Raw genomic sequence first — 24,513 nt, forward strand, 5'->3', positions numbered from 1 at the left:
CTCATTCTATTCGGTTTGATGCCCGCGCTGCTCAGCGCATCTCAACGCCGTCATGCAGCTCTGCTGCATCGCAATGGCACGCTTCTCGCTCTGTCTTTCGAACTATCGGAAACCCCGAAAGACGTTGATTTGCAAATATTAATCGGCTACAACCTGTCCAGTTGGACAGGATTTGCGAAGCGGTATCGAACAGGATATTGGACGTTGCTGCGGGAGACGCGCAAGCTGCACAAGAGACGTGCAAGTGCGCCCCAAAGCCGGCGTCGATGCACCAGTTTCGTATGGGTAGTAACCCCACATTCAAGCGATACACCAAGGAGAACGCGACATGAACGCGGTAACCGATTCAGCACTGGACACGTCGATCCGGGTCAACGGCAAACGTCTCTGGGAAAGTCTCATGACGATGGCAAAGATCGGCGCAACGCCGAAGGGCGGCGTGTGCCGCCTTGCCCTCACGGATCTCGACAAGGAAGGGCGCGACCTGATCGTGAGCTGGGCGAAGGAAGCCGGCTGCACGGTGACCGTCGACCAGATGGGCAACGTCTTCATGCGGCGCGCGGGACGCAACCTGGACGCCGCGCCGGTCGTCACGGGGTCGCACGCGGACTCGCAACCGACGGGCGGACGCTTCGACGGCATCTATGGCGTGCTTGGTGGTATCGAGGTGATCCGCACGCTCAATGATCGCGGGATCGAGACCGAGCATCCGGTCGAAGTCGTGATCTGGACGAACGAGGAAGGCTCGCGTTTCGCACCGGCCATGGTGGCCTCCGGCGTGTTTGCAGGCGAGTTCACGCTCGACTACGGCCTGTCGCGCAAGGACGTGGATGGCAAGACGATCGGCGAGGAACTGCAGCGAATCGGTTATGCCGGCAGCGAGCCCTGCGGCGGACGCAAGCTGCATGCGGCCTTTGAATTGCACATTGAACAGGGGCCGATTCTCGAAGCGGAGAACCTGACGATCGGCGTGGTCACCGACGCGCAAGGCCAGCGCTGGTACGAGATCACGCTGACGGGGCAGGAGGCACATGCGGGTCCTACGCCCATGCCGCGGCGTCGCGATGCATTGCTCGGCGCGTCGCGCGTGGTGGAGCTCGTGAATCGTATCGGGCTCGATAACGCGCCGCTCGCATGCGCGACGGTTGGCATGATGCAAGTGCATCCGAACTCGCGGAACGTGATTCCCGGACGCGTGTTCTTCACCGTCGACTTCCGGCATCCCGATGACGCCGTGCTCGCCAAAATGGATGCCGCGTTGCGTGAAGGCGTGGAGAAGATAGCGAGTGGTATCGGCCTTGAAACGCAGCTCGAACAGATCTTCTACTACGCACCCATTGCATTCGATACCGCCTGCGTCGCGTCCGTGCGTGCTGCCGCCGAGCGCTTCGGTTATCCGCACAGGAACATCGTCTCAGGCGCGGGACACGATGCGTGTTACCTGTCGAAGGTCGCACCGACATCGATGGTCTTCGTACCCTGCGTCGACGGGATCAGCCATAACGAGATCGAGGACGCCTCGGAAGAATGGATCGAAGCGGGCGCGAACGTGCTGCTTCACGCCATGCTGGAACGCGCCGGTCAGTAACAAACAAGCGCCGCACCCATATAAAAATCCCCACAATCAGGAAGGACGCGTATGACCATGAAGCCTACCGGCGACATTGCCCCGCAAAGGCTGTCGCAAGAGCAACTGGCGTGTGAGTTCTCGGACGTGGCGCCGCTCCTCGATGCAACCGCGGCAGCGGCTGCATCGAGCCGTTGCCACTATTGTTACGACGCGCCGTGCATCAATGCGTGTCCTACGAAGATCGATATCCCGAGCTTCATCCGCAAGATCGGCAACGGCAACCTGAAAGGCGCGGCAGTCGATATTCTTTCTGCGAATCCGCTTGGCGGCATGTGCGCGCGGGTGTGTCCAACAGAAATCCTCTGTGAAGGTGCGTGCGTCCGAAATCATAAGGATGACAAACCAGTTGCTATTGGCGCGTTGCAGCGCCATGCAACTGATTGGGCGATGAGCCGGGGCGAGCCCTTGTTCAAGCGCGAAGCCGATACCGGACGTCATATCGCCGTAGTGGGCGCGGGGCCGGCCGGATTGGCATGTGCGCACAAGCTTGCGCTCGCGGGGCATCGCGTGACGATTTTCGATGCGTTGGCGAAACCCGGCGGTCTGAACGAATATGGGATCGCTGCATACAAGGTGGTGGAGGACTTCGCGCAACGCGAAGTGGAATGGCTTTATTCGGTTGGCGGCATTGAAGTGAAGAATGGTGTCATGCTCGGACGCGATATCACGCTCGACGCATTGCGCAAACAGTACGACGCCGTGTTCCTGGCAATCGGACTTGCAGGCGTGCGATCGCTCGAACTCGAAGGCGAGACATTGCAGGGCGTGTACAACGGGGTGGATTTCATCGAACAGGTGCGTCAGGCCGATGACCTCGCAAGCGTGCCGGTCGGACGTCGCGTGGTGGTGATCGGCGGCGGCAACACGGCTATCGACGCCGCCGTACAGAGCCGCAAGCTCGGCGCACAAACGGTGACGATGGCTTACCGGCGCGGCGTGGAAACCATGGGCGCGACGTGGGCGGAGCGCGAGTTCGCGCAGCACAACGGAGTGTCGATCATCACGCACGCCAGGCCCGTGCGGTTGCTGAATGCAGGCGATCAGGTGACAGGTGTCGAGTTCGAGAACCCGCAAGGCGAACGCTTCGTGATCGAAGCCGACATGGTGCTGAAAGCCATCGGGCAAACCCTCCTTTCCGACGCTATCGACGCCGATCTGCTCACGCTCGACGGCAACCGCATTGCCGTGGACTCGGGCGGCCGGACATCGCTGCCCAACGTCTGGGCCGGCGGCGATTGTGCGGCGCATGGCGGTATCGATTTGACGGTGCAGGCCGTGCAGGACGGCAAGCTCGCGGCAGAGGCCATCAGTGCGTCGTTCGCGGCCACGGCCATCAAGGCAGCCTGAGGCTGATAAACACCCCACGATAATGGAGCCAGCTCATGGCCGATCTTCGCAACAATTTTGTTGGTATCACTTCGCCCAATCCTTTCTGGCTCGCATCCGCACCGCCCACCGACAAAGCCTACAACGTCAACCGCGCGTTCGAAGCGGGCTGGGGCGGTGTAGTCTGGAAAACACTGGGGCTCGATCCGCATGTGGTGAACGTGAGTTCGCGGTACGGTGCCGTGCAATGGAACGGCCAGCGGATTGCGGGGCTGAACAACATCGAGTTGATCACGGACCGTCCGCTTGATATCAATCTGAAAGAAATCAGGGAGGTCAAACGCGACTGGCCGGAGCGCGCGTTGATCGTTTCATTGATGGTGCCATGCAACGAGCGCGACTGGAAGTGGATCTTGCCGCTGGTCGAAGACACCGGCGCCGATGGCGTCGAGTTGAATTTCGGCTGCCCGCATGGCATGAGCGAGCGCGGCATGGGCGCCGCGGTCGGGCAAGTGCCCGAGTACGTGGAGATGGTCACGCGCTGGGTGAAGGAAGGCACGCGGATGCCGTGCATCGTGAAACTGACGCCGAATATCAGCGATATCCGCACGAGCGCAAGGGCGGCGTACAAGGGCGGTGCGGATGCCGTGTCGCTGATCAACACGATCAATTCGATTGTCGCGGTCGACCTCGACGTCATGGCGCCCATGCCGACTGTCGACGGCAAGGGCACACATGGTGGATACTGCGGCCCGGCTGTCAAACCGATCGCGCTGAACATGGTCGCGGAGATTGCGCGCGATCCTGAAACGCCGGATTTGCCCATCTCCGGAATCGGCGGTATTTCGACGTGGCGTGACGCCGCTGAATTCATAGTCCTGGGCGCGGGCAATGTCCAGGTCTGCACGGCCGCAATGCACTATGGGTTCAGGATCGTGTCCGACCTCGCCGACGGCCTGTCCAACTGGATGGACGGAAAAGGCTACGCCACGCTCGACGATATTCGTGGCCGCGCCGTCCAGAATGTCACGGACTGGAAGTACCTGAATCTGAAGTACGACATCAAGGCGCGCATCGACCAGGACAAGTGCATTCAATGCGGACTGTGTCACATTGCTTGCGAAGACACCGCGCATCAGGCGATCATGCGCGAGAAAGACGGCAAGCGCCATTTCGAGGTGATGGATTCCGAATGCGTTGGGTGTAATTTATGCATGCACGTGTGCCCGGTCGAGCAATGCATCACCATGGAACGCGTGGACGCCGGCGAGTACGCGAACTGGACGACGCATCCGAACAACCCGGCTCGTGTGGTCGCCGACGTTGAAGAAAGCGTCAAGGCCGCATAGAGTTCAGATGCTTTACGAAACACCAGCGCTTGTCACCAGACGTCCCCAGACGGCCGACGCCCGAACTGCTTTACAAGCCGATCCCGGGCGCGGACCGCAACGATCTTGAGGAGATCAACTCGATGAAGCAGACAGCGCATTCCGTCGACCCGCAGTTCGCGGCCGGCGCCAGCAGCAGTTTATACAACGACGACCTGGCGCCGACCACCCCTGCGCAGCGCACCTGGAAGTGGTATCACTTCGCGGCGCTCTGGGTGGGCATGGTCATGAACATCGCGTCGTACATGCTTGCCGCCGGCCTGACCGAGGAGGGCATGTCGCCGTGGCAGGCCGTGATAACCGTGTTGCTCGGCAACATGATCGTGCTCGTACCCATGCTGCTCGTCGGTCACGCGGGCGCAAAACATGGCATTCCGTATGCGGTGCTCGTGCGTTCATCGTTTGGAACGAAGGGCGCGAAACTTCCGGCGTTGCTGCGGGCAATCGTGGCTTGCGGTTGGTACGGCATCCAGACGTGGCTGGGCGGCAGTGCGATCTACACGTTGCTCAACATCCTGGCCGGCAATACGACGCATGGCGCGCCGATTCCCTTCCTGGACATTTCGCTCGGCCAGCTCGCATGTTTTCTGTTTTTCTGGCTGATCCAGTTGTACTTCATCTTGCGCGGCACGGACTCCATCCGCTTTCTTGAAAGCTGGTCCGCACCGATCAAGATCGTCATGTGCCTCGCGCTCGTGTGGTGGGCGACATCGAAGGCGGGCGGTGTCGGTGCAATGCTCGCACAGCCGTCGCAATTCGTGGCAGGCGGCAAGAAGGAAGGTTTGTTCTGGGCGACGTTCTGGCCAGGGCTTACGGCCATGGTCGGCTTCTGGGCCACGCTTGCGCTGAACATTCCCGACTTCACACGATTCGCGCGCTCGCAGAAGGACCAGATCATCGGGCAATCGATTGGTTTGCCTGCACCCATGGCGCTGCTTTCGGTGATCTCGGTGGTGGTGACGTCGGCAACGGTGGTGATCTACGGCAAGGCGATCTGGGACCCGATCGATCTCACCAGCCGCATGACCGGCATAGGCGTGGGTGTGGCGCTCATCATCCTCACGCTCGATACCATGAGCTGCAATCTCGCGGCCAATCTCGTGGGCCCTGCGTACGATTTTTCGAGCTTGTGGCCGAAGCGTATTTCGTATCGCGTGGGTGGGATGATCACGGCGTTGATCGCGATCGTGATGATGCCGTGGAAGATTCTCGCGACCACGCAGGGCTATATTTTTACTTGGCTCGTCGGGTACTCCGCGTTGCTCGGACCCGTGGCCGGCATTTTGATGGTCGACTACTTTTTGATTCGCGGCACGCGGCTCGATACGCGTGAACTCTTCAACGAGAACGGCGAGTACAGTTATACCGGTGGCTGGAACATGGCAGCGGTGGTGGCATTGCTCGTGGGCGTGTTGCCGAACTTGCCGGGATTCCTGCACACGGCGTTTCCCGCTTCGTTCCCTAATGTTCCCGCATTTTTCAACACGCTCTACACGTACGCATGGTTCGTGGGCCTCGCGCTTGCGTCGATCGTATATGGCGCGTGGATGAAAATGGGCAAGAGCCCGACGGCGCGCGTCGTTCGCGCCTGAATTTCGCAGGTCTTCACAGGACTTACAGGAGATACGCAACATGACGATCCTGATTCGCGGCGGCACGATCATCGATGCAGAGCGCACGTATCGTGCAGATGTGCTGTGCGCAGACCCGAAGGAAGGCGGCACGATCCTGCAGATCGGCCTCGACCTCGATGTGCCGGCGGGTACCGAAACCATCGATGCATCCGGGCAATATGTGATGCCCGGCGGTATCGATCCGCATACGCACATGGAGCTGCCGTTCATGGGAACGACAGCGAGCGACGACTTTTATACCGGCACGGCAGCGGGGTTGGCCGGCGGTACGACGAGCATCATCGATTTTGTTATTCCAAGTCCGAAGCAACCGTTGATGGAAGCCTTCAACGAATGGCGCGGCTGGGCGGAAAAGGCGTCGGCGGATTATGGTTTTCACGTGGCCGTGACGTGGTGGGACGAGTCGGTGTACAGGGACATGGGAACGCTCGTGCGTGAACACGGCGTGTCCAGTTTCAAGCACTTCATGGCCTACAAGAACGCAATCATGGCCGACGACGAAGTGCTCGTGAACAGCTTCGCGCGATCACTGGAGCTAGGTGCGTTGCCGACGGTTCATGCGGAGAACGGTGAACTCGTCTTTCAACTACAGAAGCAGTTGCTCGCGAAAGGCTTTACCGGGCCGGAAGCGCATCCGTTGTCACGGCCGCCCGAAGTCGAAGGCGAGGCGGCCAATCGTGCAATACGGATTGCGCAAGTACTGGGCGTGCCGATCTACATCGTGCATGTTTCATCGAAAGATGCCGTCGACGTCATCACGCGTGCGCGCAGCGAAGGCCAGCGGGTGTTCGCGGAAGTGCTGCCGGGGCATCTTGTTATCGATGAATCGGTGTATAGCGATCCCGACTGGAACCGTGCCGCAGCGCACGTGATGAGCCCGCCGTTTCGCACGAGTGAACATCGCGAGGCACTATGGCGCGGTTTGCAATCCGGGCAACTGCACACCACGGCGACGGATCATTGTGTTTTTTGCGCATCGCAGAAAGCGATGGGGCGCGAGGATTTCACGCGCATCCCTAACGGTTGCGGCGGCGTGGAAGACCGCATGGCGATCCTCTGGCATTACGGCGTGAACCAGGGACGTCTCACGCCCAATGAGTTTGTGCGCGTGACGTCAACCAATGCGGCGCACATTTTCAATCTGTTCCCGCGCAAGGGTGCCGTGCAGGCGGGTGCGGATGCCGATCTGGTCGTGTGGGACCCGGCTGCGAGCAAGACGATCTCGGTGAAGACGCATCATCAGAAGGTGGACTTCAACGTGTTCGAAGGCTTGGCCGTGCAGGGTCAGGCGACGCATACGCTCACGCGCGGCGCGCATGCATGGGCGGATGGCGACTTGCGCGCCGTCAAGGGTGCGGGGCAATATCTGAAGCGTCCGCCGAATGGTGCGTACTTCGACGCAACCCGCATCGCCAATCACCTGAAGGAGCCGCATCCGATTCATCGCGTGGGTGACAAGGTTGTGAAAGCGGCTTGAGGATCACGAAATCTTTTCGAATGCCGGCGCTTCATGCGCCGGCATTTTTTTTCTTCGTCTTTTCAAACGGCGACCTCATCGCGCGCTTTAGCTTCCCGATAAACGCAGACTTTATTCACGACATACTCGGCGTCGCGCGCCACGCCCGAGAATCGTCCCGAGCCCCATGTGTGCAACCACGGCAAGCCGACGAAATAGATTCCATCGACAGGCGTCACCCCGCGCGTGTGCGCCGGATAACCGCGGCCGTTGAAGACAGGGGCATCGAGCCAACTGAAGTCGGGCGTAAAGCCGATACACCACACAATCGACCCTATGCCGCTTGTCTGCAGATCCAGCGTGGTGCGTTCCTCTGCAGGCGACCATACCGGCTCGTAGCGCGATCCCGGCGGCGCTTCAATGCCGTTCTTCTCGATGAACGCATCAATCCCCGCGTTGATGCCGTTGAACGTCTTGTCGGCGCTGTCCAGGTTATCGGCAAGGTTCGGTGCGAAGTGCAGCACGCCATCCTGCAGGTCCTGCAGGCGCCCGTACAATTCCATGCCTTCGGCGGCGAACTTGCGCAAGTCGATATCGCGTCCGCCATCGCGGCCGGTCACGTAGTGGTTGGTGTTGTCGCGTACGCCTTCACGCAACGGATGTTGTTCGACGGGCATGTCGTAGTACTTCATGTCGGCGAGCCAGTCGACCACGTCGCGGCCTCTGTAGAAACGTGCGCAACGTGGCGCTTCGCCTACCGCGAGAATGACCTTGCGTCCAGCGAGATGCAGGTCCTCGGCGATCTGCGCGCCCGACTGCCCCGAGCCGACCACGAGCACGGCGCCTTCGGGCAACTCCTGCGGATTGCGGTATTCCGACGACTGTATCTGCGTGATGGAACGCGGCAGGCGCTCGGCCATGCGCGGCACGATGGGCGTGTGATATCCGCCCGATGCAATCACGATCTGATCCGCCGTGAATGCGCCCTGGCTGGTCGATACGCTGAACCCGCCTTCGCCATTTCGTGCGACACGCCTGACTTCGGCATGCTCGATCACGGGTGCATCGACCGCCTTGATGAAGCCGTCGAGATACGCAATGATCTCGTCTTTCACCATGAAGCCGTGCGGATCGTCACCCGCGTATGGATAACCCGGCAGCGCGCATTGCCAGTTCGGCGTCACGAGGCAGAACGCATCCCAACGTTGCGATCGCCACGTATGCGTGACGGTGTTTTTCTCCAGCACGAGATGATCGATACCTGCCTGTTTAAGGTGGTAGCTCGCGGACAAACCCGCCTGTCCACCGCCGACCACGATCACGCTGTAGTGCGTCGTGTCCGCTGATATATGCGACATGATGCGTCCTCGCTGAAAAATGGCGGCGCTCAGACGAGCGCGATGACCTTGACCCGTGCGTCGGGTTCGTCCATGAAACGTTCGGCGTCGACCTCGATCTTCGCGAGCTGGTCCATCGCCGCCGAGCACGCGAAGCCGTACTTCTCGCGCACGCGTTCGGATGCAATGTTCAATGCCTCGCGGGCGCGCGAAACGAAGTCATCGACGGGATAGTCCTGGCCCGGCGTAAAGAAATCACTGACGACCTGCGATGGCGAATAGCAGTTGTCTTCGCTGTCATCAGGCCACTGGATTCGAAAATGCATGACAGGCATGGCGGCTTCCTGGAGAGATTTGAGGGCACGGCTTGCGAGCAAGCCGCTGTAAATGTCGAGATGTTTCTTCGCCGATGCCTGCCAGCTCATTCGCGCGAGCAACGCGGGGACGGCGTTGTCAAAATCGGTTCTGTGACGCCCGCTGATGACTTGTTCAAGCGCGTTCGTGATCGATTCGTGATCGGTTGGCGTGGCCCAGCAGCAGGTAGTGTCGTCGAGATATTCGGTGAAGGGCGCAATGTTCGATGCCACCACCGGCGTACCGCTTGCAAGCGCTTCGAGCACGACCAGGCCGAAACCTTCGCTCAGGGATACCATCGCGAGGACATCGGCGCGGCGAAATAATGCGGGCATTGCGGCGTCGTCCAGGGGGCCGGTGACCGTCACCGCATGCGTGAGGTTCAGCTCGGCTACGCGTTGCATGAAAGCGAGCGTGTATGCGTTGTGATCGAGCAGGCTCGCGCCTCCTGCAACCACGAGCCGCGCTTCGGGGCGGCGTTGGATCAATACCGCGAATGCTTCGAGCAAAGCGGCCGTGTTCTTGCGCGCTTCGATACCGCCAACAGCCAGCACAACCGGCGAGCCATCGATGCCGGACGCTTCGTCTTGATGCGTGCGTTGTGTCGAATAACGCGTCAGGTCGACACCGTTCGATACTGTGGTTGCATCGACTCCGTATTTCTCATGCATCACGCGAGTCCACATTTCGCTCACGCACAACACACGATCCGCGTCGCGCCACGCACGCGTTTGCCAGGCCGCAAGGCGCGGGTTGTCGAAATGATCCAGGTGGTGAACGGTGCGGATGAAGCCCTTGATTGTGCCGTCTTCCTTGAGTTCCGCGAGCGCGTTTCCGCTGATGCTGTCCTGAGCGTGCAGCACGTCGAAACCTCCGGCGTCGCAGGCTCTCAAGCTCGCTTTCAAAGCGCGAAGACGTGCTTCCACCATTGCAACCGTGTTCTGCTGTGAGCCTTCAGTAGTCGCAAGAATCACCCGGCATGGCGGTTCACGGAATAACGATTCGCCAGGTGCAGCGGGTGCGAAGATCGTGACATCGTGACCGTCATCCACCAGCGCAGCAGCGAGTTCGAGCGTATGCACCACGCCACCGCGCGGATTGACCGAATGCGTGGTGAGGGCGACGCGCATTACGTCACGCTCCCTGACGTTATGAACGCGTCGTGCTCGAAGTTCCACAGTTCGGCGTAGTCGTCGCCATCGTGAAGCGTGACCTTGCGCGATTCGTTGACCGTGCCGATCGATGCGCAAGCGAGACCACGTTCAACGAACATCTGTTCGACCCGTGCGACGTTTTCTTCACGCACGGACATCACGAAGCCGAAGCTGGGGAATGCGGTGAGCCATCGCACACGGTCGACCTGCGCCGGCGCCGGCAAGCGGGACAGATCGATGCTCGCGCCCACGCCGGAGCATTCCAGCAGCATCAGCGCGGTGCCCAGCGCGCCGGCCATGCTGATGTCCTTGGCGGCATTGCAGAGACCGGTTTCGGCAAGCATCGGCAGGACTTCGAGATCAGCGCGCAGACGTTCAACAGGTGCGCCGACCGATGCATTCCAGAACGGATACGGATCTTCGAAGCGCCCGCGCAAATCGACGGCCATCATCAACCGGTCGCCGGGCCTGGCGCTGAAACTGGACAGCAACTTCTTCGCGCGTCCAATGATCGATACCGCCAGTTGCGGCTGATCGCTGCGCGCATTGCTGTGGCCGCCCACGATCGGCACGCCGTACGCCGCCGATGCCGCCGCCATCCCGGCCAGCACCTCTTCAGCGCGCTGCAGGCCGTCGCTCCAGAGCGCATCCACTACGGCGATGGGCCGGCCGCCCATCGCGTAGATATCGCTGACATTGACCATTACGCTGCTATAGCCGGCGAACCACGGCATGTCGCGCACGAAGTCGCTGACCATGCCTTCGATGGCGAACAGCAGGTAGCCGTCGCCGTCGGGAATGGCGGCGCAATCATCGCCATTGGCAACGGTTTCGAGCGAGGCAGGAGCGTGACGTGCGAGCGAAGACATCACGCCCGCAATGTCCGTTTTATGGCGAAAGCCGCGCGTCTCCCTCAACGCGGCGACAAGATCGGCCACGTTCATGCCGCACTCCGCGCCGACGCATAGTGCGTCACGAAGCCGCCATGAGGCGTCGCGCACGGCGGATAAAAATCGAGGTCGGCCCGCATCAGATGATGCGGCCGTCCATGCATGAGTTCCTCCGACAGAGTGGTCCAGTGCAGCGCATGAAACAAGGGCGCATTTTGGCTTTGCACGTGCGCGAGAAATTCCTTGCAGCCCAGTGCGTGCGCACTGCTGACAGCGAGCCTGATCAGCGTTGCGCCAATCTTCCCGTGGCGCCGAAACGCCGCATGCACGGCAAGCCGCGAACCGGTCCACACACCGGGTTCGTCCTCGTGAATGCGCACGGTGCCGACCACTTGCTCATGCATTCCACCAATGCAACTCACCGCCACGAGGAGTTGCGAGCGGTCATCGGTCTCGTCGCGGTCATCGCCGATAAAAATCCCCTGCTCGATGCAGAAGACCGCGCGCCGCAGCTTGTACGCCTCGTCGGCTTCCCATTGCAGCGTGGTCCACTTGATCGTAAAGCTGGCGGGCGTGTAGAGGCGGGCGAGATCCTCGGTATCGGCGAGCATGGTTCAGACCTCGTAGGAAGACAACGACGAACACGCGCCGCATTTTCCGCAACCGGCCTTGATATCGCCGGACCGCATGCCGCCCGCCGATACCATCGCGCCGAGCGGCTGCAGCACCGACTTCATGAACTCGGGGGAAGGCGCCGGATGATCCTCGAGCGGTGTTCCGCTGATCGGCACGAACGGAACCACGAACGGGTACACGCCGATGTCCACCAGTTCGCGCGAGATCGAGAGAATTGCTTCGGCCGTGTCCCCCAGTCCCGCGAGGATGTAGGTGCTGACCTGCCCGCGACCGAACACGGCGACGGCCGCCTTGAACGATTCCATGTAGCGCGAGATGGGGACGCTCGCCTTGCCCGGCATGATCTGCTCGCGCAGGGCGGGCGTGACCACTTCCAGATGCATCCCCAATGTATCGATACCGCTTGCCCGCATGCGCTCGAACCACTTGTCGTCGTCGGGCGGTTCACATTGCGCCTGGATTGGCAAGTCGACGGCGGCCTTGATTGCAAACGCGCTTTCGCACAGGATCTGCGCGCCACGGTCTTTCGTCGGCGGCGTACCGGTGGTCAGGACCATATGCTTGACACCATCGAGCAGAACAGCGGCACGTGCGACTTCCGCGAGTTGCTCGGGCGTCTTGCGCGCGATCGTCCGGCCTGCCGCAAGAGATTGACCGATTGCGCAGAACTTGCAGGTCTTCTTGCGGCTTTCGTATCGAATGCAGGTTTGCAGCACCGTTGTTGCGAGCACGTCGGACCCGTGCAAGGTCGCGATGTGCGAGTACGGCACGCCGTCGAAGGTTTGCATCGCGTAAAAGCGTGGCGCCTTCGGGAAGCTGATATTCGCGATGGGAATGGAGCCGCGCAGCAATGCGCTGCTGCCGCTTGCATCGGGCGCGGAAGCAACGAACGGCGAGTGCCATGCCGTGTTGGTATGCACCGGAACCATGATGGTCACGCCGTCGATGGTCACCGCCTTGTGATCCGACGGACCCGCACCGCCGCGACGGCTCGCCACGCTGACGCCTGCGCCGGGGTCGGCGAGACGCAAGCCCGTCGATTGCAGTTCAGTCATCAATTGCCGGCTCGCGGCCGACATCGTCCCGCTCGCGTTCGCGTTCAACATGCTTTTCCCCGGTTGAAGGTGAGAAAGGATTCATGGGCGCCGACGTGACGGCAGGGCGGTCGTTGATTGCGAGGCTCAGCAATTCGGGCCGCGCATAATGGCCGACCGAATCCATCATGCGCTTGCGTTTGGTGATCAGCGACATGTCCAGATCCGCGATCACCATGCCTTCGCCTTCGCGCAACGGCGGCGCCAGGTGCTGGCCTTCGGGCGAAATGATCGCGGTATTGCAGCCGCCACGAAGCGCATTCTGCAGGCCGGGTTCCTTCGTGATGGATTCGATCTGCGCCTCGGTCAGCCACCCCGTGGAATTGACCACGAAGCAGCCGGATTCCAGCGCGTGATGCCGGATCGTCACTTCGATCTGCTCACCGAAAATGGGACCGACGAGCGAACCGGGGAACTGGCTGCAATGGATCTCTTCGTGATGCGTCATCAGCGCGTAGCGCGCGAGCGGGTTGTAATGCTCCCAGCACGCAAGCGCCCCCACTTTGCCGATGCTCGTTTGCGCCACTTTCAGGCCCGCTGCGTCCCCCATGCCCCAGATCATTCGCTCATGAAACGTGGGCGTGATCTTGCGGCGCTTGAGAAGCAGCTCACCGGTGGTATCGAAGATGAGTTGCGCGTTGTAAAGGCTGCCGTGATCGCGCTCGTTCACGCCCAGCACCACGACCATGCCGTGCCGCCGCGCCCGTTCAGATACCGCATGGGTCACCGGGCCAGGCACGACGACGGCTTCGTCGTAAAGACGCATGTGTTCCGCGCCCGATGCAACCGGTGCCCGCACGAATGAAAAGTACGGGTAGTAGGGCAGGAAGGTCTCGGGAAAGACGATCAGCTGCACGCCCTGGCGCGCGGCGTCGTCAATGGTCGCGAGGACCTTTTCGAGCGTGCCGCCGGGGCGTTCGAGGTCCGGCGAAATCTGGACCGCGGCAGCACGGACGATTCTCTTGTCGGGCATGGTCATTCCGTGGTCGAGAGTGTCGGCAATGTCAGACGGTCCACGTGTTGATCATCAGCGCGCCGTCCTTCCGATGCAGCAGCTGGATGTCGAGCACGTCGAGCGGGCTGATCGGCTTGATGCCTTCGATCAACGATGCTTCGCCCTGCCCATAAAGCGCCTGCAATGCGAAGCGGCACGCGTAGACCTTGCCGCCTTCTTCCATGAACTTCTGGATCTGCTTGTTGAAGTTCAGGTGGCCAGGAAAGGCTTCGTCGCCGAGCGTTGGGAAACCGCGCTGCAAACCGAGCGTCACGCCGGGACCATAAAGCAGCACCGATGTTTCGAAGCCCTTGCGCAGGAGCCGCGTGGCTTGCAGCAGGTTCACGAAGCCGATGGAACCTTCGAACGCGACTGTATGAAACGTCACCAGCGCCTTTTCGCCCGGGGCGGCCTTGACGTCCTCAAAGACCTTCTCTTCATAGTCGACAAGATAATCGCCTTTCTTGTGCATCGGGATATTGACGGCAGGCATTCTAATCTCCATTAAATACACGATTTAAAACATCGATAATAGTGAGAATCCGGTTTTTTATTCGGTTCCCGCCACGCTGCTTGCAAATCAGATAATGCAACCGCCGTGCCATTTAAACGCAATGTTAATGCGATCAATACCCGATCATTCAACCGATCAGCACTTGGGCGAGTAGGAAATATTTTGAATCGGCTCGCCGAGAGCCTTGCGGGGCCTAACTTTGGCGCCACGTCAAATTCGCCCACGCACCAACAGGGCGATGTTTTGTTGGTGCAATCGCTCGCTACTGGTGCAATAAACACTCATTACGTGCATTGATCGCCTGCAAAACGATTCTCCGTACGATCATTCAATGCGATCAATTTTTTATGTTTGCGTTTTTCGTGCTATCGTTTTTTGACCGCCTTTAATCAGAGAACGTTTCATGGCCAGTCTTACTCATCACTGGATCAGAAAACTCACGGAAAGCCGCAAGCCGGCTTATTTGCTGATTCCAGAACTAATCGAAGAAGACCTGGCGAGCGGACGACTGCGCCCGCGCGACCGGCTGCCGGGTTTGCGCGATCTCGCCGACGAATTGCAACTCAATTACACGACCGTCGCGCGTGCCTATGCAGAAGCGCGCAAACGCGGTCTGCTGGATTCGCGCGCAGGCAGCGGAACGTTCGTGCGCGGGAGAACGGCAACGTTGCCGCTCTCGGGCGGCAGCAGTGTCGAGATGACCATGAACATGCCGCCGGAACCCGCCGAGCTTGCCGTACGGTTGCGCGAGTCGGCGGCGCGGCTCTTCGCGTCAACCGATCCTTATCGTCTATTGCGGTACCAGGATTTTGGCGGCACGCCCGACGACCGCGCGGCGGGAACCCGGTGGCTCAAGCGGCGTTTCGATGACTGCGATGAAGACAAGGTGCTCGTATGTCCGGGCATCCACAGCGCGCTCGTGGCGATGGTGTCGCAGCTCGCGCGGCCGGGCGGCACCATCTGTCTCGATACGCTGGCGTATCCCGGCATCAAGGCGATTGCAGCGCAGCTTGGCGTGCGTCTGCAGGCACTTGCACGCGACGACGACGGTCCCCTCGCGCATGCCTTCGAAGCGCTCTGCAAGAGCGACAAGCCCAGCGCGTTCTATTGCAACCCGACCATCCAGAACCCGAGCACGGTCACGCTTTCATCGAAGCGCCGGGAGGCGCTGGCCGACGTCGCGTTGAGATACAGCGTGCCGATCATCGAAGACGATGCCTACGGCATGCTGCCCGCGAACGCGCCCGACGCAATGGTGTCGTTCGCACCGGACCTGACCTACTACGTGACGGGGTTTTCGAAGAGCTTCGGCGCGGGGCTTCGCGTGGCCTACATTCGCGCGCCTTCTTCACGGCGCGCGCAGCATCTCGCGGGCGCATTGCGCGCCACGACGGTAATGGCGAGCCCGTTCACCATGTTGCTCGCTACGCAATGGGTCGTGGACGGCACCGCCGACCTGATGCTCGACGCCATCCGGACCGAGTCCGCCGCGCGGCAGGCAATCGCGGCGCGCGTGTTATCGAAGTGGAAGTTCGACGCCGATCCCGCCGGCTTCCATTTCTGGATGCCGATCGATCTTGCATGCGGATGGCAAGCGTCGGAGCTTGCGTTGCAGTTGCGTTCGCAAGGGATCGGAGCGGTATCGGCAACTGCGTTTGCTACCGATGGCAATCCGCCCGAAGCCATTCGCGTCTGCCTCGGCGGTCCAAAAAATCCCGAAGAATGCGAAGACGCGCTGAGGCTGATTGCCGATACAGTCGAGCATCCGCACCATTTGCATCTGCCCGTCATGTGATTTGGGACGAGGCTTGCCAGGCAGAGGTCATGCAGACGTAAAGCGCCCTTGCTACGATGCAGCTTTTCGTCTCGACTATTCGCCCCATGCGGAACCTTTGGTTTCTTCGCTTTTTCGCGGCCGCGCTCGCGGCTGTCATCCTGACGTCAGCATGCGCCGGCAATCCCAATGCGTTATGGCAGATCGTTCATAACTCATGTGAACCGGCCGCGCAGGGGGCGGACGTGCCGCAAAAGTGTATCGATGTCGATGCAACTCAGGGCTATGCCGTACTGAAGGACCTGAACGGGGCCACGCAGTACTTGTTGATCCCGACAAAACGCATTGGCGGGGTTGAAAGTCCCGAGTTGCTGGCGGCGGATACGCCGAACTATTGGCGCGCTGCATGGGACGCCCGGCGCTTCGTGAACGCAAAACTCGGCAAGGAATTGCCGCGCGATGAACTTTCGCTCGCGATCAATTCGACCAGCGGGCGTTCGCAGAACCAGTTGCATATTCATATCGATTGCCTGGCGCCCGATGTCGTGAACGCACTGCGCGAACAAGGACCGAAGATCGGTACGCAATGGACCGCGTTCCCTACCTCGCTGCGCGGCCATGCGTACAGGATCAGGCGTATCGATGACCCGGCGCTCGCCTCGGTCGATCCCTTCAAGTTGCTCGCAGCCGATGTGGCAAAGGAAGGGGGACGCATGGCGGACCAGACGCTGCTGCTGACCGGCACGACCACGCCCGACGGCAAGCCCGCGTTTTTCCTGCTCAATGATCATGTCCGGTTGGCGCAGGGTGACTTTGCATCGTCGGAAGAGCTGCAGGACCACAGTTGCGCGATTGCACGCAAACGCTAGGGCGTGTTAACAATCAGCAGATATAGTCACACTTCGCGGGAATTGCTGGGTATCCCCGCTGCCAACCGTAATTATCGCCCTCAGCCATCTCCCAAGCTTTTGCGGAAGAGTCCTCCACTTCTCTACCCGCTCTCGCTACTTCGCAGTGCGATCAACACCCAATAAGACAAATCCGATTTAGTTAAAACCGTTGTTTTCGGCTCCGGCTGATAGCAAGTTCTAACTCGGATGGTTCACCCGGCGTTATGTTGTCGGTCGTTAAAAATAAGCGACATAAATCGACCGGATGAACAAAAACAACTACCGGCTGGTCTTCAGCGGACTGAGAAACATGCTGGTGGCTGTCGAGGAAACCGCCACGGGCAAGGAAGCGGGACAGAGTTCGCAACGCCGAAAAGAAATACAGGGTGTGATCTTCACGCTGCGTCAGATCGCGTTTGCCGCTCTTATGTTACTTGGCGTGCTCCCTTCGTGGTCGAGCGCGCAAATCGTTCCCGCTGGCCCGAACGCGCCTGGCGTCATCGCCACGCAAAACGGATTGCCGCAGGTCAACATCAACCGGCCATCGGGCGCCGGTGTTTCGATGAACACGTATGGCCAGTTCGATGTTCAAAAGAACGGCGCCATCCTGAACAACTCGCCGACCATCGTGCAGACGCAGCAGGCGGGCATGATCAACGGCAACCCGAACTTCGGTCCCGGTCAGTCTGCGCGGGTCATTGTCAATCAGGTGAACAGCAGCGCCGCGAGCCAGATCAACGGGCGTCTTGAGGTCGCCGGGCGACGTGCCGAAGTGGTGATCGCGAACGGCTCGGGCATCAGCGTGAACGGTGGCGGATTCATCAACACGTCGCGCGCAATCCTCACGACCGGTTCACCGAACTTCGCACCCGACGGCTCGCTCTCGGGCTTTAACGTGACGCGCGGCAACATCAGTGTGCAAGGCGCGGGACTGAATGCGGCGGATATCGATCAGGTGGATCTGATCGCGCGTGCTGTGCAGGCGAACGCGGCAATCTATGCAAAGAACCTGAACGTCGTGACGGGTGCGAACAGCGTCAACCATGACACGCTCAATGCGACGCCGATTGCAGGTGAAGGCCCGACGCCGGGCGTCTCCATCGACGTGAGCAATCTGGGTGGAATGTACAGCAATCGTATTGTTTTAGTTGGGACGGAAAATGGTGTGGGGGTATCGACTAAAGGCGTGCTCGCTGCACAAGCCGGCGATTTGATCCTCACCACTGAGGGCAAGCTCGTCCTTGCCGGAAAGACCAACGCGAGCGGCAGTATCAATGTCTCCGCGCGCGATGGCATCGAGAACAGCGGCACGACCTACGCGCAGCAGAATGTCTCGGCGACCACATCGGGTACGCTCACGAATAGCGGCGTGCTTGCCGCGCAGCAGAATACGACGGTTAATGCGGGAAGCGCTGCTTCGACCGGGACACTCGGCGCGGGGGTGAACAGCGACGGCACGATTGCCAATGCAGGTGACCTGTCGATAAGCGCCAGCGGCGCACTCATGGCAACCGGACAAAACGAAGCCGGCGGTAATACGAACATCAGCGGCGCGTCGGTCAATCTGGCAGGGAGCAATACGTCAGCCAACGGCACCCTGGCGCTCGCCGCGAGCCGCGGCGATCTGAACGTGTCGGGCGCAACTACAACCGCAGGCGGCGCCCTCATGGCGAACGCGGCGGGCACGCTGATCAATGACAGCGGCAAGATGTCGGGCGCATCGGTGCAGGCGACGGCCGCGAATGTGTCGAACCGAAGCGGCCAGCTTGTTTCGGGCAGCACGCTGAACGTCTCGGCTGCGAGTGGCGTGTCGAATCAAGGCGGCACGATGCAGTCAGCCGGCGCGCTGGCTGTCAACGGCGGATCGCTCGATAACACGGCCGGCCGTATCGTTTCGCTCAACGGGGACGGATTGAACATCGCAAGCGACGCGCTTAACAATGGGACCAATGGCACCATCGGCACGAACGGTGCACTGAATGTACACGCGGGCACGTTGTCGAATCAGGGACAACTTACTGCAGCGGGCAATGCGGCGGTGAATGCGCAAAGCATCGATAATCACGCGGGCACAATCACTGCGGGCGGCGCGCTTAATGTCGCCTCGCCCGGTGCGGTGAATAACCGGAGCGGCACGCTCTCCGGCTCGACCACGACTGTCGCCGGTTCATCGATTGACAACACCAACGGGGACATCGAAGGCGATGCACTCGCAGTTTCGGCAACTGGCAATATCGCCAATCAAGGCGGCAAGCTCACGCAGTTCGGCACCGCCGATTAGGCGATTCAGGCAGGCGGCACGCTCGATAACACGAGTGGCGCGATTGCATCGAACGGGAACAATCTGCGCATCGACGGCCAAACCATTACGAATGACAAGGGCAACATTCAGCACGCGGGTATACGCAAGCACAGATTGAACAGCAAATGGCGCAAATGAACTTGACTACGGGCGGTCAAACAGAGCTTGGAGGTGTCCGTATTTCGGTTGGAAGTAAGCCCGACGACGGAACGACCTGGACGTCATATGGTATCAATCAAGCTGGGCAGCAGGTGTGGGCACAATCGTTACCGTCAGGTGATGCGAATATTCAAACTTACATCGTGAAAAATGCGAGTGGCCTCGCCTACGATTCGACCACCAAACCCTATACGCAATATTCGGCGAGTGTCAGCGGAACTATCATGCTTCCGTTCGTTGGTGGCGGAGGCGGTATGAATGTAGGAATATCAACCGACGGAACAATAGGCGGAACGTCGCCGTATATCCAGTTTCAAGCGAACAGTATGGTGAGTGCGGGGGCATACGCCGGGATAGGCGGAAGCCTGGGCCGTAGCACGACTGACGGACCGTTGGTCAGTGGTGTAAGTACAGGCGGATATGCAGAGCTGGACGGAGGCTTTGGCCCAGCGGCTGGACTTAATTTCTCGATTAGCGGTGATACGACCATTGGGGGAATGGGTGGTGCTTTACCTATCTCGGCATTCCCTGGAGTCGGCTTCGGCGCTGGGTTCGGGGCTGGCTTATCAACGACATCTACCATTGTGGTGCCTCCGTTAAATTCATTCGTGCGTGGGCTGAAATGAACTTTTCTAAAGACATGATTCGAGTCGCTTCTATCTATGTTGCAGAGCTGCTTATTATGTACGCAGTCTATTTCGCGATTGCATTTTTTCTCGATCAGGTGAGGGCCGAATTTTTTGCTGGCCTATCGTTGTTTTTTACGGTTATCGCGTGTCTTGTTTCAAGGCCAAGAGCGCCGCATATAGCAGTGAGATATGCTCTGCGTCCTTGGATCGGCGTCGTGTTCCTCGTTAATTTTTTGTTCGGTGCAGCGACTGCGACCTCCCAGGATTATGCAAGCCTCGTTCCAGGCCTCGGCATGATGTTGATATTAGGTAGCGTTTCTGAATGTGTTCGTCGGTCTCGAGAAAAAAGGGAAATTGGGTGATAAGCACCTGACGAACGAACGGCGAAACCACCGAACTGTAACTCGCAGGCTCCTGACTTAAAGCACAACATGAAAATTCGAAAGAGGCTGGCGGCGCTGCCGCTCACAGCCCTGGTATCGCTTGCGTCGAACGCACAGCACGCGCCCACGTCCGCAGACGAGGCCGCAGCCGCCCGTGCCAACGCCGAGCAGAATCAACAGATTCAGCAGCAACGCGCCGCACAGCAGCGCGACGCAGCCGTTCAAGCGCCAGCGGTACGTTCCACCCTTCCGACGTCTCAAGGATTCCCGCTTCTGCCAAAGGAAGATCCGTGCTTTCGCATCGATACGTTCAGGCTCGATGTCCCCACAACACTGCCCGACACCATCCACAGCAAGGGAGCTTCGGCCCTGCCCTTGGACCCCTTCGCCTTCGCTCGCGAGTGGCTCGACCACTACAAGGGCGAATGCATTGGCAAGGCCGGTATCGACACACTGACAAAGGCGCTGCAGCAGACGATCCTTTCGCGAGGCTACGTGACCACGCGGCTTCTGCTGCCCGAGCAGGACCTCTCGAAACGCACGCTCACACTCGCCCTCGTTCCCGGCGTCGTGCGCCAGATCCGCTTCGCCGATCCCAACACGCGCGGCACCCTGAGATCCGCATTCCCCGCACGCGACGGCGACCTCCTGGACTTGCGCGACCTCGAACAAGGTCTGGAGCAGATGAAGCGCGTTGCATCGCAGGACGTGGACATGAAGATCGAGCCGACCGGCAATCCTGGCGAAAGCGACGTCGTCGTGACCGTCAAGCGTTCGAAGCCATGGAGCTTCGTCGCATCCATCGATAATTCTGGCACGGACGCGACCGGCAAATGGCAAGGCAACGTGAGCCTCGGCATCGATAACCCGCTCGGGTTGAACGACGTGTTCACGCTCGGCGCGAACCAAGACTTGTCGTTCAGCAACAAGTCGCTCGGCTCGCATGGTTTCAACGGTTCGTATTCCGTTCCATGGGGCTATTGGATGGCAACGCTGTCCGGTAACGCCAACACCTACTATCAGCAGATCGCGGGCGTGAACCAGACGTTCGTATCGAGCGGCAATTCGCAAACCGCCGCGCTTAGGCTGGCCCGCGTCTTAAGCCGCAGTCAGAGCGATGTATTCGGCATGGAGTTTCAGTTATCAAGGCGCTTTGGTCAGAGTTTCATCGACGACACGGACATACCGCAGCAACGCCGCAACAACACGTTCATCGAGGCGGGGCTGACCGACCGCCACTACTTTGGCACATCGCAGTTCGATGGAACCCTTGCGTATCGTCACGGTATCGGTGGCCTCGGCGCGACAGATGATCCGTTTCCCAGCGGTCCAACATACCGTTTTCACATGGCCGTGCTCGATGGGAACCTGTCCGTGCCGCTCACCATTGCCAACCAAACAATCCGCTATGTCACGACGCTACACGCGCAGTTCACCAATGACGCGCTGTTCTACCTCGATGACTTGAGCATCGGCAGTCGCTACACAGTGCGCGGGTTTGACGGTGAAACGATGCTGGCGGCAGAAAGGGGATTTTTCTGGCGCAACGAACTGCAATGGCCGGTGTTCAAGACAGGCCAAATGCTATATGCGGGGATCGACTACGGGCGCGTGTTCGGACCGAATACGGCATTTCTCGCAGGAACACAACTGGCGGGTGCGGTGATCGGCATTCGAGGTGGCCTGCCTGCACGCGTCGTCGGCCTCTCGTATGACCTGTTTGTCGGAACACCGCTCTACAAGCCCAGCGGATTCCCTACCTCGCGTGTGACGGTCGGCATGCAGGCCATCGCCCAATTCTAAGAAAATTCGATATGGTGAATCATCCATACAGACGCCGATACCTGCGCGTTAGGCTTGATCCGGTCACAACTAAGATGAGCGAACGCGTAGCAGATCTTCACGGTCTGGAGGGCGAACGAAAAGAAGACAGGCACTGTGGTGAAGCGACTAATCCCAATCACGAGCACCCCGTGAAGTACGAACTACGTGAAACAGCCAAGCCGGTCATCGTAAAACGCAAACGGCGCTGGTCGGTGTTAGAAACGCCCAATTCCAGTAATGAGGCAACGTGATACCAGTGATACTAGGGCGTGTGGACAATCATCGGGGAGAGGGCTGTTAACTTGTAAGGGAAGTTGTTTATATCCTGTCTTTTGCGGAAAACAGGATGGCAAGACTGATGCTCAGCGATGACCAACACGAGCGGATCGCCCCTTTGCTGCCAAGCAGGCCTACCGATCCTGGTCGGACCGCAGGAGCTAATCGGCTGTCTGTTGAGGCCGTGCTATGAATCGCACGCACTGGCAGCCCATGGAGTGATTTCCCGCCTGATTTCAGACCGTGGAATGCGTGTACCAACGTTTTGCAAGATGGTCTCGGGCGCAAATATGGCATGCGGTACTCGCCAAGCTTGCAGGCACCGCTGACCTTGAAGAAGTCTTCATCGACAGTACGACAGTACGACAGTCCGGCTGCCGACAAAGCCTACGATTCGAACGCAATCCTGCAGCATCTAAAATCGGCAGGCATTCAAGCTGTTACCCCAGTCGCACGAATCGTCTTGAACACCGTCCTTTGGATGGACATTTGTATGCCTCTCGAAATCTGGTCGAACTGTTTTTTGTCGCATCAAACAATTCCGCCGCATGGCTACTCGCTACGACAAGCTCTCCGAACGCTTCTCATCATTCGTAGCGCTCTCCGCTGCTTTCATCTGGACCTGCTGATTCGCAACACGCCCTAGCCTGAACCCGCGATATGTCTCGAAATTTTGCCCTAGCCGCGCACCGCGCTTCGCTGCACTATGTCGGTTCGACAAACCAGGACGACAGGGCAGCAGCATGACGACGATGCGAACCATTGGCATGATCGGCGGGATGAGTTGGGAATCGACCACTGAATATTATCGGCTGATCAACCAGGACGTGCGCACCCGGCTCGGCGGACTAAACTCGGCGCAAGTGCTGCTCCATAGCGTGAATTTCGCGCCTATTGAACGCCTTCAACGCGACGGACAATGGAACATTGCAGGCATCCGGCTCAGCGAGGCCGCGCGCCATCTGGAAGCGGGCGGGGCGCATTGCATCGTGCTTTGCACGAACACCATGCATCTCGTCGCGCAGCAGGTTGGCGCTGCGGTGTCCGTGCCGTTTTTGCATATCGTGGACCCGACGGGTATTGAAGCGCAACGGCGCGGCATTCGCAAAGTCGGGTTTATCGGCACGGCATTTTCGATGCGCGAAAGTTTTTTCCGTGACCGGCTCGAAGAACGGCACGGCATTGCGACGATCGTCCCTGATGCCACCGGGCAGGCGATCGTTCACGACATTATTTACCGCGAGTTGTGTCTCGGGATCGTGACGGAAGAATCCCGCAAGCTTTATCGCGATGTCATTCACGGGCTGGCAGCACGCGGCGCCGAAGCAATCGTACTAGGATGTACGGAAATCATGCTGCTGGTAAAAGCCGAGGACAGCCCTGTGCCTCTGCTCGATACCACTGCACTTCACGCCCGCGCTGCCGTGGACTTTTCGCTGGCGTAGAGCCTGACTCAGTGCTCGCGCCTATGCGTATATATGCGCGGCCGGACAGCCTCGATCACGGCCTCGGGCAGAACCTGATGCAAGGTGCGCACGGTGAAGTCGAGGTCTTCCATGGCGACGTCGAATACAAGGCGGAGGTCGTCGTGATCGCGCGAAGCCTGGCTCACGTACACGCCGAGCGGCGAATGAAAGAGGCGGCGAATGCGCTCACGCGCCGCCTCATCCTGCTTGCTGCGCAGTACCGCCGACAGATGAACGCGCGAAACACAGGGCGCGGCAGTGCCTTCGCGTTCCGCCGAATTATTGTTGTTCGCCGGGCCAACGATTCTTTCGAGTACAAGGTTCATGACGCTGCAAGCTCCTCTGTTCGGGGTGACTTGCAGCGTATCTTTTTGCGCGTAAACAACGCGTCAAGATTTCCGGC

At 59.7% G+C, this 24,513-nt stretch carries 19 protein-coding genes and 2 pseudogenes; 12 read left to right on the plus strand and 9 right to left on the minus strand.

Annotation, left to right across the window (positions count from 1 at the left end; genetic code table 11):
* Nucleotides 1–328 precede the first annotated feature (328 nt).
* The 5 genes from AX768_RS24380 to hydA all read left to right on the plus strand — a co-directional run bounded on the left by AX768_RS24380 (nucleotide 329) and on the right by hydA (nucleotide 7,455).
* Nucleotides 329–1,588: a Zn-dependent hydrolase gene (locus AX768_RS24380; protein ID WP_062002693.1), complete on the plus strand. Its 1,260-nt coding sequence runs from the start codon at nucleotides 329–331 to the stop codon at nucleotides 1,586–1,588.
* Between the two features lie 51 nt (nucleotides 1,589–1,639).
* Nucleotides 1,640–2,977, plus strand: a complete 1,338-nt coding sequence (locus AX768_RS24385) for an NAD(P)-dependent oxidoreductase (RefSeq protein WP_062002694.1) — start codon at nucleotides 1,640–1,642, stop codon at nucleotides 2,975–2,977.
* A 35-nt stretch (nucleotides 2,978–3,012) separates the two neighbouring features.
* The gene (gene preA / locus AX768_RS24390) at nucleotides 3,013–4,305 is read left to right on the plus strand and encodes an NAD-dependent dihydropyrimidine dehydrogenase subunit PreA (RefSeq protein ID WP_062002695.1); all 1,293 of its coding nucleotides are present in this window, start codon (nucleotides 3,013–3,015) and stop codon (nucleotides 4,303–4,305) included.
* Nucleotides 4,306–4,427: 122 nt separating this feature from the next.
* Nucleotides 4,428–5,936, plus strand: a complete 1,509-nt coding sequence (locus AX768_RS24395) for an NCS1 family nucleobase:cation symporter-1 (RefSeq protein ID WP_062003644.1) — start codon at nucleotides 4,428–4,430, stop codon at nucleotides 5,934–5,936.
* A 40-nt stretch (nucleotides 5,937–5,976) separates the two neighbouring features.
* Complete coding sequence (hydA, locus tag AX768_RS24400) at nucleotides 5,977–7,455, plus strand: dihydropyrimidinase (RefSeq protein ID WP_062002696.1); 1,479 nt, start codon at nucleotides 5,977–5,979, stop codon at nucleotides 7,453–7,455.
* 62 nt (nucleotides 7,456–7,517) lie between these two features.
* Here the strand turns inward: hydA and AX768_RS24405 are convergent, their stop codons facing one another.
* From AX768_RS24405 to AX768_RS24435, 8 genes and pseudogenes are all read right to left on the minus strand, one after another.
* The gene (locus AX768_RS24405) at nucleotides 7,518–8,792 is read right to left on the minus strand and encodes an MSMEG_0569 family flavin-dependent oxidoreductase (RefSeq protein WP_062002697.1); all 1,275 of its coding nucleotides are present in this window, start codon (nucleotides 8,790–8,792) and stop codon (nucleotides 7,518–7,520) included.
* Between the two features lie 29 nt (nucleotides 8,793–8,821).
* On the minus strand, nucleotides 8,822–9,106 hold the full coding sequence (locus AX768_RS33330; protein WP_172812042.1) for an MSMEG_0570 family nitrogen starvation response protein: 285 nt from the start codon (nucleotides 9,104–9,106) through the stop codon (nucleotides 8,822–8,824).
* 24 nt (nucleotides 9,107–9,130) lie between these two features.
* Nucleotides 9,131–10,255: pseudogene (locus AX768_RS24410) on the minus strand (MSMEG_0565 family glycosyltransferase); the annotation flags it as partial.
* On the minus strand, nucleotides 10,255–11,223 hold the full coding sequence (locus AX768_RS24415; protein WP_062002698.1) for a sll0787 family AIR synthase-like protein: 969 nt from the start codon (nucleotides 11,221–11,223) through the stop codon (nucleotides 10,255–10,257). The gene AX768_RS24415 and the pseudogene AX768_RS24410, both read right to left, overlap by 1 nt.
* Nucleotides 11,220–11,780 (minus strand): MSMEG_0567/Sll0786 family nitrogen starvation N-acetyltransferase, encoded by a 561-nt coding sequence (locus tag AX768_RS24420; protein WP_062002699.1) that lies wholly within the window; start codon nucleotides 11,778–11,780, stop codon nucleotides 11,220–11,222. Before AX768_RS24420 ends, AX768_RS24415 begins: the two co-directional genes overlap by 4 nt.
* Nucleotides 11,781–11,783: 3 nt before the next feature.
* Nucleotides 11,784–12,860 (minus strand): MSMEG_0568 family radical SAM protein, encoded by a 1,077-nt coding sequence (locus AX768_RS24425; protein ID WP_062172647.1) that lies wholly within the window; start codon nucleotides 12,858–12,860, stop codon nucleotides 11,784–11,786.
* On the minus strand, nucleotides 12,853–13,872 hold the full coding sequence (locus tag AX768_RS24430) for a Nit6803 family nitrilase (RefSeq protein ID WP_062003645.1): 1,020 nt from the start codon (nucleotides 13,870–13,872) through the stop codon (nucleotides 12,853–12,855). The genes AX768_RS24425 and AX768_RS24430 overlap by 8 nt, the downstream gene beginning before the upstream one ends.
* Nucleotides 13,873–13,903: 31 nt before the next feature.
* Entirely contained in the window at nucleotides 13,904–14,386 is a 483-nt protein-coding gene (locus AX768_RS24435) for an MSMEG_0572/Sll0783 family nitrogen starvation response protein (RefSeq protein WP_062002701.1), read from the minus strand.
* A gap of 424 nt (nucleotides 14,387–14,810) precedes the next feature.
* On the opposite strand from AX768_RS24435, the gene AX768_RS24440 reads away from it, so the two are divergent.
* The 7 genes and pseudogenes from AX768_RS24440 to AX768_RS24465 all read left to right on the plus strand — a co-directional run bounded on the left by AX768_RS24440 (nucleotide 14,811) and on the right by AX768_RS24465 (nucleotide 24,089).
* A complete protein-coding gene (locus AX768_RS24440) occupies nucleotides 14,811–16,202 on the plus strand; it encodes an aminotransferase-like domain-containing protein (RefSeq protein ID WP_062002702.1) in 1,392 nt (463 codons plus the stop codon).
* Nucleotides 16,203–16,288: 86 nt separating this feature from the next.
* Nucleotides 16,289–17,050 carry a CDP-diacylglycerol diphosphatase gene (locus AX768_RS24445; protein ID WP_062002703.1) on the plus strand — a complete coding sequence of 254 codons (762 nt, stop codon included), beginning with the start codon at nucleotides 16,289–16,291 and terminating at the stop codon, nucleotides 17,048–17,050.
* Nucleotides 17,051–17,336: 286 nt separating this feature from the next.
* Nucleotides 17,337–19,472: pseudogene (locus AX768_RS24450) on the plus strand (two-partner secretion domain-containing protein); the annotation flags it as partial.
* 26 nt (nucleotides 19,473–19,498) lie between these two features.
* Nucleotides 19,499–20,158, plus strand: a complete 660-nt coding sequence (locus AX768_RS32950; protein ID WP_155524332.1) for a hypothetical protein — start codon at nucleotides 19,499–19,501, stop codon at nucleotides 20,156–20,158.
* Nucleotides 20,159–20,592: 434 nt separating this feature from the next.
* A complete protein-coding gene (locus AX768_RS24460) occupies nucleotides 20,593–22,347 on the plus strand; it encodes a ShlB/FhaC/HecB family hemolysin secretion/activation protein (RefSeq protein ID WP_062002706.1) in 1,755 nt (584 codons plus the stop codon).
* Between the two features lie 74 nt (nucleotides 22,348–22,421).
* Nucleotides 22,422–22,619 carry a hypothetical protein gene (locus AX768_RS32955; RefSeq protein ID WP_143325618.1) on the plus strand — a complete coding sequence of 66 codons (198 nt, stop codon included), beginning with the start codon at nucleotides 22,422–22,424 and terminating at the stop codon, nucleotides 22,617–22,619.
* Nucleotides 22,620–23,387: 768 nt separating this feature from the next.
* The gene (locus AX768_RS24465) at nucleotides 23,388–24,089 is read left to right on the plus strand and encodes an aspartate/glutamate racemase family protein (RefSeq protein ID WP_335340490.1); all 702 of its coding nucleotides are present in this window, start codon (nucleotides 23,388–23,390) and stop codon (nucleotides 24,087–24,089) included.
* 8 nt (nucleotides 24,090–24,097) lie between these two features.
* Here the strand turns inward: AX768_RS24465 and AX768_RS24470 are convergent, their stop codons facing one another.
* Nucleotides 24,098–24,436, minus strand: a complete 339-nt coding sequence (locus AX768_RS24470) for a hypothetical protein (protein ID WP_062002707.1) — start codon at nucleotides 24,434–24,436, stop codon at nucleotides 24,098–24,100.
* Nucleotides 24,437–24,513 lie beyond the last annotated feature (77 nt).

Source organism: Burkholderia sp. PAMC 28687 (genome assembly GCF_001577465.1).
GTDB lineage: Bacteria > Pseudomonadota > Gammaproteobacteria > Burkholderiales > Burkholderiaceae > Caballeronia.